13 protein-coding genes are annotated in these 13,140 nt (G+C 71.1%); 11 read left to right on the top strand and 2 right to left on the bottom strand.

What is annotated here, in order from left to right; translation table 11 throughout:
• From sufC to ACI379_RS06485, 4 genes are all read left to right on the top strand, one after another.
• Positions 1 to 701: Fe-S cluster assembly ATPase SufC (sufC, locus tag ACI379_RS06500; RefSeq protein ID WP_439791262.1), on the top strand; the 701-nt coding region annotated here is incomplete at its 5' end.
• Between the two features lie 36 nt (positions 702 to 737).
• Positions 738 to 2,021 carry a cysteine desulfurase gene (locus tag ACI379_RS06495; RefSeq protein WP_439791261.1) on the top strand — a complete coding sequence of 428 codons (1,284 nt, stop codon included), beginning with the start codon at positions 738 to 740 and terminating at the stop codon, positions 2,019 to 2,021.
• A 3-nt stretch (positions 2,022 to 2,024) separates the two neighbouring features.
• On the top strand, positions 2,025 to 2,489 hold the full coding sequence (gene sufU / locus ACI379_RS06490; RefSeq protein ID WP_439791260.1) for a Fe-S cluster assembly sulfur transfer protein SufU: 465 nt from the start codon (positions 2,025 to 2,027) through the stop codon (positions 2,487 to 2,489).
• Positions 2,486 to 2,872 carry a metal-sulfur cluster assembly factor gene (locus tag ACI379_RS06485; RefSeq protein WP_439791259.1) on the top strand — a complete coding sequence of 129 codons (387 nt, stop codon included), beginning with the start codon at positions 2,486 to 2,488 and terminating at the stop codon, positions 2,870 to 2,872. Before sufU ends, ACI379_RS06485 begins: the two co-directional genes overlap by 4 nt.
• An 11-nt stretch (positions 2,873 to 2,883) precedes the next feature.
• Here the strand turns inward: ACI379_RS06485 and ACI379_RS06480 are convergent, their stop codons facing one another.
• Complete coding sequence (locus ACI379_RS06480; RefSeq protein ID WP_439791258.1) at positions 2,884 to 3,534, bottom strand: DUF3140 domain-containing protein; 651 nt, start codon at positions 3,532 to 3,534, stop codon at positions 2,884 to 2,886.
• 38 nt (positions 3,535 to 3,572) lie between these two features.
• Between ACI379_RS06480 and ACI379_RS06475 the strand changes: the two genes are divergently transcribed.
• Genes ACI379_RS06475 through ACI379_RS06460 form a run of 4 tightly spaced genes read left to right on the top strand, consistent with a single transcriptional unit; the run spans position 3,573 to position 7,640 of the window.
• Complete coding sequence (locus ACI379_RS06475; RefSeq protein ID WP_439791257.1) at positions 3,573 to 4,211, top strand: acVLRF1 family peptidyl-tRNA hydrolase; 639 nt, start codon at positions 3,573 to 3,575, stop codon at positions 4,209 to 4,211.
• Between the two features lie 27 nt (positions 4,212 to 4,238).
• Positions 4,239 to 5,144: an ABC transporter ATP-binding protein gene (locus ACI379_RS06470; RefSeq protein WP_439791256.1), complete on the top strand. Its 906-nt coding sequence runs from the start codon at positions 4,239 to 4,241 to the stop codon at positions 5,142 to 5,144.
• Positions 5,141 to 6,727: an ABC transporter permease gene (locus tag ACI379_RS06465; protein WP_439791255.1), complete on the top strand. Its 1,587-nt coding sequence runs from the start codon at positions 5,141 to 5,143 to the stop codon at positions 6,725 to 6,727. Before ACI379_RS06470 ends, ACI379_RS06465 begins: the two co-directional genes overlap by 4 nt.
• 10 nt (positions 6,728 to 6,737) lie before the next feature.
• Positions 6,738 to 7,640, top strand: coding sequence for a phosphotransferase (locus tag ACI379_RS06460; protein WP_439791254.1), 903 nt, complete (start codon positions 6,738 to 6,740; stop codon positions 7,638 to 7,640).
• A gap of 30 nt (positions 7,641 to 7,670) precedes the next feature.
• Here the strand turns inward: ACI379_RS06460 and ypfJ are convergent, their stop codons facing one another.
• Positions 7,671 to 8,636 carry a KPN_02809 family neutral zinc metallopeptidase gene (gene ypfJ, locus ACI379_RS06455; protein WP_439791253.1) on the bottom strand — a complete coding sequence of 322 codons (966 nt, stop codon included), beginning with the start codon at positions 8,634 to 8,636 and terminating at the stop codon, positions 7,671 to 7,673.
• A gap of 76 nt (positions 8,637 to 8,712) precedes the next feature.
• Here ypfJ and ACI379_RS06450 point away from each other — a divergent pair, with 76 nt between their 5' ends.
• From ACI379_RS06450 to ACI379_RS06440, 3 genes are read left to right on the top strand one after another with little or no spacing between them, the layout of a single operon-like run.
• The gene (locus ACI379_RS06450) at positions 8,713 to 10,311 is read left to right on the top strand and encodes an ABC-F family ATP-binding cassette domain-containing protein (RefSeq protein ID WP_439791252.1); all 1,599 of its coding nucleotides are present in this window, start codon (positions 8,713 to 8,715) and stop codon (positions 10,309 to 10,311) included.
• Positions 10,312 to 10,360: 49 nt separating this feature from the next.
• Positions 10,361 to 11,140, top strand: a complete 780-nt coding sequence (locus ACI379_RS06445; RefSeq protein ID WP_439791251.1) for an enoyl-CoA hydratase/isomerase family protein — start codon at positions 10,361 to 10,363, stop codon at positions 11,138 to 11,140.
• A 16-nt stretch (positions 11,141 to 11,156) separates the two neighbouring features.
• Positions 11,157 to 13,043, top strand: a complete 1,887-nt coding sequence (locus ACI379_RS06440) for an ABC transporter ATP-binding protein (RefSeq protein WP_439791250.1) — start codon at positions 11,157 to 11,159, stop codon at positions 13,041 to 13,043.
• The last annotated feature ends 97 nt before the right edge of the window (positions 13,044 to 13,140 follow it).

The following is a 13,140-nucleotide window of genomic DNA, read 5'->3' as shown; positions in this document are numbered from 1 at the left end:
AGCAGATCCTGAAGGGCGTCACGCTGACCATCAAGGACGGCGAGACCCACGCGATCATGGGGCCCAACGGCTCCGGCAAGTCCACGCTGGCGTACTCGCTGGCCGGGCACCCCAAGTACACCGTCACCGGCGGCACCGTCACCCTTGACGGCGAGGACGTCCTCGAGATGTCGGTCGACGAGCGCGCCCGCGCCGGCCTGTTCCTCGCCATGCAGTACCCGGTCGAGGTCCCCGGCGTCTCGGTGGCCAACTTCCTGCGTACGGCCAAGACCGCCATCGACGGCGAGGCCCCCAAGCTGCGCACCTGGGTCAAGGACGTCAACGCCGCGCTGGGCTCCAACGGCCTCGACGCCTCGTTCAGCCAGCGCTCGGTCAACGAGGGCTTCTCCGGTGGTGAGAAGAAGCGTCACGAGATCGCCCAGCTCGAGCTGCTCGACCCCAAGGTCGCCGTCCTGGACGAGACCGACTCCGGCCTCGACATCGACGCGCTCAAGGTCGTCTCCGAGGGTGTCAACCGGTTCGCCGGCGAGGGCGACAAGGGTGTCCTGCTGATCACCCACTACACGCGCATCCTGCGCTACATCAAGCCGGACTTCGTGCACGTCTTCGTCGACGGCCGCATCGCCGAGCAGGGAGGCCCCGAGCTGGCCGACCAGCTCGAGGCCGAGGGCTACGACAAGTACGTCTCCGCCAAGGCCTGAGCCGGACCACGCACCCGCACCCCTGAGGAGCTAGGAATGTCCCTCCCCGGACTCCTGCCTGAGCTGGAAGTGATCCGCAAGGACTTCCCGATCCTGGAGCGGACCTTCCCGGGACCGGGAGGGACCACGCTGCCGCTGGTCTACCTCGACAGCGCCAACACCTCCCAGAAGCCCCAGATCGTCATCGACACGATGGTCGACCACCTGGAGCGGCACAACGCCAACATCGCCCGTGCCATGCACCACCTGGGCGCGGAGTCGACGGAGGCGTTCGAGGCCGGTCGCGACAAGGTGGCAGCCTTCATCGGTGCGCCGTCGCGCGACGAGGTGATCTTCACCAAGAACGCCTCCGAGGCGCTCAACCTGGTGGCGAACACCCTCGCGTGGGCGGGGCCGCACCAGCTCCGCGAGGGCGACGAGGTCGTCATCACGGAGATGGAGCACCACTCCAACATCGTGCCGTGGCAGCTGGTCACCCAGCGCACCGGCGCGACGCTGCGGTGGTTCGGGATCGCCGAGGACGGGACGCTGGACGTCTCCGCGATCGACGACCTGATCACCGAGCGGACCAAGGTGGTCGCGCTGACCTGGGTCTCCAACATGCTGGGGACCATCAACCCGGTGGCGGCCATCGCCCGCCGGGCCCACGAGGTCGGGGCGATCGTGGTCGTCGACGCCTCCCAGGCGGCACCCCAGCTCCCGATCGACCTCTCCGCGATGCCGGTCGAGGAGCGCCCCGACGTCCTCGTCTTCACCGGCCACAAGGTCGTCGGCCCCACCGGGATCGGTGTCCTGTGGGGACGCCGTGAGCTGCTGGAGGCCCTGCCGCCGTTCCTCGGGGGCGGTGAGATGATCGAGACCGTCCGCATGGAGGGGTCGACGTACGCCCCCATCCCGCACAAGTTCGAGGCGGGGACGCCGCCGATCGTCGAGGTCGTGGGCCTCGGCGCGGCCGTGGAGTACCTCTCCGCGGTCGGCCTGGACGCGATCCACGCCCACGAGCAGGCGATCACGGCGTACGCGCTGGAGGGGCTGCAGCAGGTGCCTGGGCTGACGGTCCTCGGGCCGCTGGACGCGACCCAGCGTGGGGGAGCGGTCTCCTTCGAGCTGGACGGGGTGCACCCGCACGACATCGCGCAGGTGCTCGACTCCCGTGGCGTCGCGGTGCGCGCCGGTCACCACTGCGCGAAGCCCGCGCACGCCCGCTTCGGCGTGCAGAGCTCCACGCGGATGTCGTCGTACCTCTACACGACGCCCGAGGAGATCGACGCGCTGGTCGAGGCGCTGGAATACACCCGTTCCTACTTCAAGTTGGGCTGAGTGATGAGCGCGCAAGATCTCGACAGCCTGTACCAGGAGATCATCCTGGACCACTACAAGAACCCCCAGAACGCGGGACTCCGTGAGCCCTTCGAGGCCGAGGTGCACCACGTCAACCCCACCTGCGGCGACGAGGTGACCCTGCGGGTGCACCTCGAGGGCACCGGTGACGACGCGGTCGTCAGCGACGTGTCGTACCACGCCGAGGGCTGCTCGATCTCCCAGGCGTCCGCGTCGGTGATGACCGAGCTCGTCATCGGCAAGCGCGTGGGGGAGGCCATGGCGGTCCACGAGGACTTCCTGACCCTGATGCAGGGCAAGGGTCAGGTCGAGCCCGACGAGGACGTCCTGGAGGACGGCATCGCCTTCGCCGGTGTCGCCAAGTTCCCCGCCCGCGTGAAGTGTGCCCTTCTGGGCTGGATGGCGTGGAAGGACGCCGTCGCCCGAGCTACCGAGGAGACAGCATGAGTGACCAGACCACCCCCACCGAGGACCGGCACAGCGACCTCCCCGAGGTCCCCGAGGCCAGCGGTGTGACCTCCACCGTGACCGTCGAGGACGTGACCGAGGCGATGAAGGACGTCGTCGACCCCGAGCTCGGGATCAACGTCGTCGACCTCGGCCTCGTCTACGGCGTGCACCTCGACGAGGCGCACAACGCCGTTCTCGACATGACGCTCACCTCGGCCGCGTGCCCGCTGACCGACGTCATCCAGGACCAGACCGAGGGCGCCCTCGAGGGCCTCGTCAACGACGTGGCCATCAACTGGGTCTGGATGCCGCCGTGGGGTCCCGACAAGATCACCCCGGACGGCCGTGAGCAGCTCCGCGCGCTCGGCTTCAACGTCTGAGCGTCACTCCCTCAGAAGGCGGGCAGCACCATCGTGGTGCTGTCCGCCTCTGCGTTGACGGGTACGAACCCTCGCCGTCCCAGCGCGGGCTCCCAGCGCAGCTGGGGACCGGTCAGGTGGATCTCGGTGGCTGTGCGCGAGGTCAGGGCGAGCCGGTGCAGCACGGCCGCTGCCAGGCAGCGGTGCCGGACGTGCTCCTCGAGCCGCAGGTCCTCGACGCGCGACCCGGCCAGGCCCTCATCCACGGTCAGGTGGCCGGCCGGCTGCCCGTCCACCACGATGACCTGACGCCCCTGGTCCGCCTGCTGCAGAACCATGCGTTCCTCCCACAGAGGGTCGTGACCCCAGTTGCGCAGGGCGTACCGCCACCGGCGACGCGTCAGGTCTCCCGCTGGCCACTGGGCCCGGTGCCGACGGACGAACCCGACCGTGCGGGCGGCGTGGGCGACGTCGGACTCGGTCCACCGGGCGACCGGCAGCGTGAGCAGTTCCAGCGTGCGCAGGCCGGCCAGCTGGCCGGTGGAGTGGTCAGCCCCCGGCTGGCGTTGACCCACGGACGAGGACTCCGGGGTGCTGAGCCAGGTCTCGAGGGCGTCGGGAAGCACGGTGACCACCCGGAAGAAGGCTTCCACGGACGGGTGCTCGTGGTCGTGGGTCGGCATGCCGCGAGGCTAGCAACGGGCGCGGCTAGGCTCGCCCCGTGACGTCCTCCCACCCGGCCGACGACCCGCGGGCCCAGCGTGTGCGGGTGCCGGTCGCCCGCTGGTCACGGTGGTGTGACAACTTCGCGGTGCGGCACGGTCGCAGCGAGTACGCCGTCGAGGGCGGTGCCCTGCGGGGGGACGCGGCCGACGGCTCGTGGTTCCGGGCCGCGCTCCCGCTGGGGGAGCCGTACGCGGGTGGTGCGGATCCGTCGGAGTTCGCGGCGGCCGCGGGACCCAGCGGCACGTGGGGCGTCCTGCTGGTCCGCAAGGGCGGCTTCGCGGTGGCCCGTCTCGAGGGAGCCCGGATCGTCGAGAGCAAGGTGGGGCAGCGGCACGTGCAGGGCCGGACCAAGGCGGGCGGTCAGAGCCAGCAGCGGTTCGCGAGGCGGCGCGACAACCAGGCCCGGCAGGCGTACGAGGCTGCGGCGGGTCACGCGGCACGCGTCCTGGACGGCGTGGAGCGGGTCGTGGTGGGTGGCGACCGCAGCGGCGTCGACGAGGTTCTCACCGACGCGCGCCTGTCCCGGGTGACCGTCGTGGGCACCTGGCACGCGGTGCCGGACCCGCGCCGCTCTGTGCTCGAGGGCGTGGTGACCGAAGTCCTCACGTTTGAGGTCCTCGTCCTCAACGCCTGACGCGGCGCCCGGGTCTAGCGTGGAGGTGTGAACACACCGATCGAGGTGTCAGGGCTGGTCAAGAGCTTCGGCCGGTCCCGGGCTCTGGACGGACTCGGGATGACGGTCGTGCCGGGGGAGGTGCACGGCTTCCTCGGCCCCAACGGGGCCGGCAAGTCGACGGCGATCCGGGTCCTCCTCGGTCTCCTGCGCCCGGACGCGGGCGAGGTCAGGGTGTTCGGCCTCGACCCGTGGCGCGACGCCGTGCAGGTACACCGTCGACTGGCGTACGTGCCCGGTGACATCGCGCTGTGGCCGAATCTCACCGGGGGCGAGACGATTGACATGTTGCTGAGGATGCGGGGGCTCGACCCCGCCCGGACGCGCCGTGACGAGCTGGTCGAGCGGTTCGACCTCGACCCCACCAAGCGGGCCCGGGCGTACTCGAAGGGGAACCGGCAGAAGGTGGCCCTGGTCGCCGCGCTGGCCGCACCCGTCGACCTGCTCCTGCTGGACGAACCGACCTCGGGGCTGGACCCGTTGATGGAGCTGACCTTCAACGACTGCGTGGCGGAGCACAAGGCGGTCGGCACCACGGTCCTCCTCTCCAGCCACATCCTCAGCGAGGTGGAGCGGCTGGCGGACAGCGTCACCATCATCCGCGCGGGCAAGGACGTGGAGTCGGGGACCCTGAGCGACCTCAGGCACCTGCGCCGCAACCACGTGCGCGCCGAGGTCCCCGGACCGGTCGACCCGTCGCTCCCCGGGGTGCACGACCTTGTCGTGGACCAGGGCGTCCTGTCGTGCACGGTGGACCCCGAGGGGCTCACCGGCCTCCTGGCCGCCCTCTCCAACGCGCAGGTGACGGGCCTGACCGTGCGGCCGCCGTCGTTGGAGGAGCTGTTCCTCGAGGCGTACCGCCTCACCCCGGAGGTTCGCGAGGCCACGTCGTGAGCACACTGACCGGGGCGGGCCGGCTGACCATGACCGCAGTCCGGCGCGACCGCTTCCTGTTCGCCGCGTGGCTGGTGGTCCTCGTGGGCGTCGTGTACGCCTCGGCCGCCGCCACGCCCGGTCTGTACCCGACCAGGGCGGAGCGCATCACCGCTGCGGAGGCGTTCAACGCCGCCCCGGCGGTGGTCGCGCTGTACGGCCCCATCATCGACACCGCCAGCCTCGGCGAGCTCGCGATGACCAAGATGACCGTGATGTACGCCGTGCTGGCGGCCGTCTTCGCGATGGTGGTCGTGCGTCGACACCTGCGGACCGAGGAGGAGTCGGGTCGGGCGGAGCTCGTGGGCGGGACGGTCGTCGGCCGTGGCGCGCCGTTGACAGCCACGGTCGTCGAGCTGACGGCCGTCGCCCTGGTGTTGGGCGCCGCCTGCGCTTTCGCGGCCGCGTCGACCGGGCTGCCGCTGCGGGGTTCGCTCCTCTTCGGGGCCACGTGGGCCGGCACCGTGCTCGTCTTCGGCGCCGGCACGGCGCTGTGCTGTCAGCTGTCCGCCTCCGCCCGGACGTGCGGGATGATCGCGGTCGCCCTGATCGCCGGCGCGTACGTCACCCGCATGGTGGGGGACACGACGGACTCGTGGGTGTCGTGGCTGTCTCCGCTCGGCTGGAACACCCGCCTCCTGGCGTGGTCCGACTCCCCGAGGTGGTGGGTGCTCGGTCTGTACGGCGCCCTGACGGCCCTCCTGCTCGCCGTCACGTTCATCGTCTCGTCGCGTCGGGACTTGGGGGCGGGTGTGCTGGCAGCACGCCCGGGACCGGCGCGAGGCTCGGTGCACCTGCGGGACGCCGGTGCGCTCGTGCGGCGCGGCGCTCGTGGACCGTTGTGGGCGTGGGGCCTGGCGGTCACCGTGCTCGGCGTCGTCTTCGGCTCCATCACGCCGGGCATCACCGGGATCCTGGACACCCCGACCGCGATCGAGATGGTGGAGAAGCTGGGCGGGGCTGGGGCGCTCGAGGACGCGATGGTGGTGGCCATCCTCGGTGTCATGGCCGTCGTCATCACCTGCTGCGCGGTCGTCGTGCTCGTGCACACCGCTGACGACGAGCACGCCGGCCGGACCGAGCTCGTCCTGGCGACGGCCACCTCGCGCAGCGGTCTCCTCAGCGCCGTCCTGCTGCTGTGCCTCGCGTCCAGTGCCGTGCTCCTCGTGCTCACCGGCGCGTCGATGGGAGTGGGGTACGCGCTGGCGGAGGGCGACTGGGCAGCGGTGGGTGAGCTGACCGTGGCGGGTGCGGTGCAGGTGCCCGCCGTCTGGACGGTGATCGCCCTCGTGGCGCTGGTCCACCAGCTGCGGAGCCGCTGGACCTGGGCGGGATGGGTGCTCGTGAGCACCTTCCTCCTGCTGGGCGAGTTCGGCGACCTGCTGGAGATCCCCGAGGCGGTGCAGCGGCTCTCGCCGTACGCCCACACGCCCCGCGTGCCGGCCGAGGCCGTCCAGTGGGTGCCGCTTGTGGTGATGACCGCGCTCGCGGGCGCGCTCTGCGCGGTGGCGTGGTTCGTGTACCGCAGGCGCAACATCGGCTAGCCTCCGCGGCATGTGGCAACCCGAGCCGGGCTGGGAACGCCTTCCCGGCGCGGGCCCCAGCACGTGGGGGGTGTGGCGGACCCACGAGGGCGGTGAGCCCGTCGTGGTCAAGCGCCTCGTCGCACCGGACCCGTACGACCCGGCAGCCGCACTGGCGATCCATGACGTCAACCACTGGCGACGCGCTGCCGAGGTGGCGCTGTCGGGGGTCGTGGCCACCAGCCCCGGTGTCCGCGGTGCCCGGCTCGTCCGCGCCGATGAGGACGAGGGCGGGATCACGCTCGTCCACGCGTGGGTCGCGCCGCACCCACCGACCGGCCTGTGGCTGGCGGACCGGCTCGGGGCGTTCGCCGGTACGGAGCTCGGCGGCCACGCCTGGCTGGCCCGGGACCAGCTGCGCACCCGCCTGGGCCTGGTCGAGAGGCGTGGGGGATGGACCCTGCTGGCCCGTACCCCCATTGCCGACGTCAGCCACCACCTCTGGGAGCGTCGGGCCAGCTGGCTCGACGCCTGTGACGGGTTGCCGCAGGTCGCCCAGCACGGCGATCCCTCGATCCCCAACGCGCCCGGACGCGACGGTGACGTCGCCCTCGCCGTCGACTGGGCCCACCTCGGCACCGGGCCGGTGGGCGCCGACCTGGGGTACCTGTCCCTGTCGACACGGGAGGAGTTCGACCCGATGCTCGACGCGTACGTGGCGGCGCTGCCCGCTGGGTGCGCGGAGCGCGACCAGGTCCTGCTCGGGGCGGCGGTGACCGCGGTCTACACGGCCCTGACCCGGGTCGACTGGGCGTTGCGGCGCGTCGCGGACGGCGAGGGCGCTCTCGCGGGGAAGTTCAGGCACCCGGCGGTGGCGCCGTACATCCGCGCCATGCAGCGGCAGGTGCGGCTGCTGGAGCTGCTCATCGGGTGAGCGCCGGCCGTTGCCGACCGGCGCCCCCGCTCAGAGGCTGCTGGCCGAGAAGGTGTCGCAGGCGGCCATCGAACCCTTGGTCATGCCGACCTGGAACCAGCGCTGACGCTGCTCGGCCGAACCGTGGGTCCACGCCTCCGGGTTGACGCCGCGGCCGCTGCGCTGCTGGATGCGGTCGTCACCGACCGCCTGCGCGGCGTCCATGGCCTCGGTGATGTCGGCCTGGTCGATCGACTCGAAGATCGCGATGTCCGCGTCGGTCTCGGTGCTCTGCGCGGCCCGCGTCCACATGCCGGCGTAGCAGTCGGCCTGCAGTTCGAGCCGGACCGCGTCGCTCTTCGGGCCCTGCTGGGTCTTGACCTGGTTGATCTGCCCGGTGAGGTTCTGGATGTGGTGCCCGTACTCGTGCGCCAGGACGTACGGCTCGACGAAGTCGCCGCCCTTGCCGCCGAGCTGGCCGATCAGCACGTCGTCGAAGAAGGTCGAGTCGAGGTAGATGCCCGTGTCGGGCGGGCAGTAGAACGGGCCCATGGCCGACTGCGCGGCACCGCAGCCGGTGCTCACCTGTCCGCTGAAGGTCGTGACGGTGGCGTCGGAGAACTTCACCTGGGCCTGCTCGGGCAGCGCCTGGGACCAGTAGGCGCGCATCGAGTTCTCGACCAGCACGCGTGCGCAGTCGGAGTTCTCGTTGGCGTCCTCGCCGGTCAGGCACTCCTCGTACCGGTCGGTCTCCGACGCACTGCCGCCCCCGCCGCCCCCACCGCCGAGCCCGCTGAGCAGGCTGCCGCCGCCCATCAGGCTGCCGATCACGAGGACCACGATCACCAGGATGATGCCGCCGATACCGCCGCCGGCCTTGCCGCCGGGGATCTGCATCCGTCCACCGCCGCCCGACCCACCGAGTCCGCCTCCGCCCAGGCCTCCGCCCAGACCGCCGCCCCCGCCGACGTCGCGGACACGACTCTTGTCGATGTTGGCCTTCGGGTTGAAGCGCATGGCGGACCTCTCCTTCGAATGACGGGTGCTCGTGAAGTCGGAGCAGACGTCCTGTTTCCGTAGACTACCGATCGACATGATCACCGCCCAGCAACTCGAGATACGCGCGGGCGCCCGTCTCCTCATGGAGGACGTGACCTTCCGCATCGCCGCTGGCGACAAGGTGGGTCTCGTGGGGCGCAACGGCGCCGGCAAGACGACCATGACGCGCATCCTCGCCGGGGAGGGAGAACCGGCCTCCGGCAGCGTGCACAGCACAGGATCCGTCGGCTACCTGCCGCAGGACCCGCGCACCGGCGACCCCGAGATGATCGCGCGTGACCGCATCCTGGGGGCCCGCGGGCTGGACGAGGTCGTGCGCCGCCTGCGCCAGGCCGAGATCGACATGGGGAGCCCGGACCCCGTCGTGCACGAGCGCGGCATGAAGCGGTGGGCGCGGGCCGACGCCGAGCTGCACGCCGGCGGCGGGTACGCGGCCGAGGCCGAGGCCGCCCAGATGGCGGCCGCGCTGGGCATCGAGGACCGCATCCTGTCCCAGCCGCTCAAGACGCTCTCGGGCGGCCAGCGACGGCGTGTCGAGCTCGCACGCATCCTGTTCTCCGACGCCGAGGTGCTGTTGCTCGACGAGCCCACCAACCACCTCGACGCCGACTCGATCGTCTGGCTGTGGGACTTCCTGAAGTCCTACCGCGGCGGGTTCATCGTGATCAGCCACGACAACGACCTCCTCGAGGCCACCGTCAACCGGGTCCTGCACCTGGACGCCAACCGCGCGACCATCGACATCTACAACATGGGCTGGAAGGCGTACCTCTCCCAGCGGGAGACCGACGAGCGCCGCCGCCGTCGCGAGCGTCAGAACGCCGAGAACAAGGCGAAGGCCCTCACCGACCAGGCCAACAAGATGCGCGCGAAGGCCAGCAAGGCCCAGGCCGCGCAGTCCATGCTCAAGCGTGCCGAGAAGATGATGTCCGGGGTCGAGGCCGAGCGTCAGACCGACAAGGTGGCACGGCTCGCCTTCCCGGACCCGGCCCCGTGCGGCAAGACGCCGCTCATGGGCTCCGAGCTGTCCAAGTCGTACGGCTCGTTGGAGGTCTTCACGGGCGTCGACCTCGCGATCGACAAGGGGTCGCGCGTGGTGATCCTGGGTCTCAACGGGGCGGGCAAGACCACGATGCTGCGCATCCTTGCCGGGGTGGACTCGCCTGACAGCGGTTCGGTCGTGCCGGGGCACGGGCTCAAGCTCGGGTACTTCGCCCAGGAGCACGACACCCTCGACGTGAAGCGCACGGTGCTGGAGAACATGCACAGCGCCGCACCCCAGCTCACCGACACCCAGGCCCGTTCCGTTCTCGGGTCCTTCCTGTTCTCCGGGGACGACGCCCACAAGCCGGCGGCGGTGCTCTCGGGCGGCGAGAAGACGCGTCTCGCGCTGGCGACCCTGGTGGTCTCGAGCGCCAACGTGCTGCTGCTCGACGAGCCGACCAACAACCTGGACCCGGCCTCGCGGGAGGAGGTGCTGGCGGCGATCCGCGAGTACCAGGGGGCGATCGTGCTGGTCACCCACGACGAGGGGGCGGTGCGCGCGCTGGACCCCGACCGGGTGCTGCTGCTGCCGGACGGCGACGAGGACCTGTGGACCGAGGACTACGCGGACCTGGTGTCCCTGGCCTGATCCGGCCCGGTCGCCGCGGAGTTACCGGCCAGTAGGTCATGATGGTGCCATGACACCTGACGAACTCACCGCGGTCGGCCTCCAGCTGGAGGTCGACGGTCCCGTCGCCACGATCACGCTCGACCGCCCGGCCGTGCGCAACGCGCAGACCCCGCAGATGTGGACCGCGCTCGCGCGACTGGGCGACGAGCTTCCTGAGCAGGTGCGCGTCGTCGTGGTCACGGGCACCGGCGAGACCTTCTCGGCCGGCCTCGACCGGAGCGTGCTCGACCCGACCAACCCCGAGGGGGTCGGCGCACTGCTCACGGCGACCGACGCCGAGGGCGCCGACCAGATCGGCGAGTGGCAGCGCGGCTTCACCTGGCTGCGCGACCCGCGCATCGTGTCGATCGCGAAGGTGCGCGGGTACGCCATCGGGGCGGGTTTCCAGCTGGCCCTCTCGTGCGACCTGCGGATCACCTCCGAGGACGCGAAGTTCTCCATGAAGGAGTCCGCCCTCGGCCTGGTGCCGGACCTGACGGGAACAAAGCCCCTCGTCGAGAGTGTTGGCTACAGCAGGGCACTGGAGATCTGCGCCACCGCGCGCGTGGTGCTCGCCGACGAGGCGCTGCGGATCGGTCTGACCCAGTCCGTGCACCCGGCCGACGAGCTCGACGAGGCGGTGGCGACACTGGTCCAGGGCCTCACCGCTCCGATGGACGGAGTGGTGCCTGAGACCAAGGCGCTGCTGCAGGGCGCCGCCGACCGTTCGCTCGACGAGCAGCGGCAGCTGGAGCGCGAGGCACAGATCCGGAGGTTCCGCGCGGTCGCGGCAGCGCTGCTGGGGTGAGCCGAGGAGGAGAGCGATGTCGATGATGCAGGGGATGGCCATGCGCCAGCTCCGCCAGGACCCGTCGGTCAAGGACGCACGGGTCGGACGGCGGACGCTGCGCCGCGTGCTGGCCTTCGCGCGACCCCACCGCCGCGTCATCGCACTCTTCCTCACGATCACGGTGCTCGACTCCGCGCTCGTCGCGGTGCCGCCGCTGCTGCTGCAGCGGATCATCGACGACGGTGTGGTCCCGGGCGACGTCAGGCTGGTGGTCACCCTAGCCGCCGTCGTTGCCGTGGTCGCCCTCGTGGGCGCGGTGTTCACCGTGGCCGGAGGGTTGCTGTCCAGCCGCATCGGCGAGGGCCTGATCTTCGACCTGCGGACCCAGGTCTTCGCCCACGTCCAGCGCCAGTCGATCGCGTTCTTCACCCGCACCCAGACCGGCGCCCTGGTCAGCCGCCTCAACAACGACGTGATCGGGGCGCAGCGCGCGTTCACGAGCACCCTGCAGGGCACGGTGTCCAACGTGGTGTCCGCGGTCGTGGTGGGCGTGACGATGGCGTTCCTGAGCTGGCAGGTCACGTTGCTGTGCGTTGCCATGTTCCCGTTGCTGTGGCTCGCCTCCACGTGGGTGGGGCGCCGGCTGTCCGGGTTGACCCGCCAGCAGATGGAGGGCAACGCCGAGCTCGGCAACGTGATGACTGAACGGTTCAACGTGGGCGGCGCCATGCTGCTCAAGCTGTTCGGTCGCCGGGCTGACGAGGACGCCCTGTACGCGGAGAAGGCCGGCGTCGTGCGCGACCTCGGCGTACGGATCTCGCTGCTCACCCGGCTGTTCATGGCTGCCATGACGCTCGTGCCGGCTCTCGCCACGGCCCTCGTGTACGGCCTGGGTGGCGTGATGGCGATCCGGGGCAGCTTGTCGGTCGGCACGGTCGTGGCCCTCGGCATCCTGCTCACCAGGCTCCTGGGGCCGCTGCAGGGACTGTCCAACGTACGCATCGACGTCATGACGGCGCTGGTCAGCTTCGACCGGGTCTTCGAGGTGCTGGACCTCCCGGCGCTGGTGGAGGAGAAGCCCGGAGCGGTCGCCGTGCCGACCGCTGCCTCCCGGCTCGAGTTCGACGGGGTGGGCTTCGCCTACCCGCGCGCCGACGAGGTCTCCCTGGCATCGTTGGAGTCGGTGGCGCGTACCGAGAGCCGGGACTCGGGACCCGTGCTGCACGACGTGTCGTTCGTGGCGGAGCCGGGTCAGATGGTGGCCCTGGTCGGCCCGTCGGGCGCGGGCAAGTCCACGATGACGCACCTGGTGGCGCGGCTCTACGACGTCAACCAGGGAGCCGTGCGCGTCGGCGACCTAGACGTCCGCGACGTGACGCTGGAGTCCTTGGAGGCCGCCGTCGGGTACGTCACCCAGGACGCCCACATGTTCCACGACACCATCCGGGCCAACCTCGCGTACGCCCGCCCGGGTGCCGACGACGCGGACGTGTGGGCGGCCCTGGAGTCCGCTCAGGTCGCAGGTCTCGTGCGCCAGCTGCCCGACGGCCTGGACACCGTCGTCGGGGACCGTGGGTACCGACTCTCCGGCGGTGAGCGGCAGCGCCTCGCCATCGCGCGCCTGCTGCTCAAGGCGCCGGGAATCGTCGTGCTCGACGAGGCGACCGCCCACCTCGACAGCGAGTCGGAGGCGGCCGTCCAGCGCGCCCTGGACGCTGCGCTGGCGGAGCGTACGTCGTTGGTCATCGCCCACCGGCTGTCCACCGTGCGGCACGCCGACCTCATCCTCGTCCTGGACCAGGGCCGCGTCGTGCAGCGGGGCACGCACGCGGAGCTGCTCGCCTCCGGCGGGCTGTACGCCGACCTGTACGCCACCCAGTTCCAGGACGACACGACCGCGTCGGTCGAGCCCGTCGCCTGAGGGGTGTCGGGAGGCCCGCCGCGGACGGGGCTAGGTTGGGGAATCACATCGGTAAAAGATGCGCTTCAGTTCATTTCTTACTATCACCCACAGGACT

This window comes from Nocardioides sp. (genome assembly GCF_051876515.1).
Taxonomy (GTDB): Bacteria; Actinomycetota; Actinomycetes; order Propionibacteriales; family Nocardioidaceae; genus Nocardioides.
This window is presented reverse-complemented; position numbering and strand designations above follow the sequence as displayed.

Coding starts and splice junctions, on each gene's coding strand:
- ACI379_RS06495 (WP_439791261.1), top strand. CDS start 738: ATGTCCCTCCCCGGACTCCTGCCTGAGCTGGAAGTGATCCGCAAGGAC.
- sufU (WP_439791260.1), top strand. CDS start 2,025: ATGAGCGCGCAAGATCTCGACAGCCTGTACCAGGAGATCATCCTGGAC.
- ACI379_RS06485 (WP_439791259.1), top strand. CDS start 2,486: ATGAGTGACCAGACCACCCCCACCGAGGACCGGCACAGCGACCTCCCC.
- ACI379_RS06480 (WP_439791258.1), bottom strand. CDS start 3,534: ATGCCGACCCACGACCACGAGCACCCGTCCGTGGAAGCCTTCTTCCGG.
- ACI379_RS06460 (WP_439791254.1), top strand. CDS start 6,738: ATGTGGCAACCCGAGCCGGGCTGGGAACGCCTTCCCGGCGCGGGCCCC.
- ypfJ (WP_439791253.1), bottom strand. CDS start 8,636: ATGCGCTTCAACCCGAAGGCCAACATCGACAAGAGTCGTGTCCGCGAC.
- ACI379_RS06450 (WP_439791252.1), top strand. CDS start 8,713: ATGATCACCGCCCAGCAACTCGAGATACGCGCGGGCGCCCGTCTCCTC.
- ACI379_RS06445 (WP_439791251.1), top strand. CDS start 10,361: ATGACACCTGACGAACTCACCGCGGTCGGCCTCCAGCTGGAGGTCGAC.
- ACI379_RS06440 (WP_439791250.1), top strand. CDS start 11,157: ATGTCGATGATGCAGGGGATGGCCATGCGCCAGCTCCGCCAGGACCCG.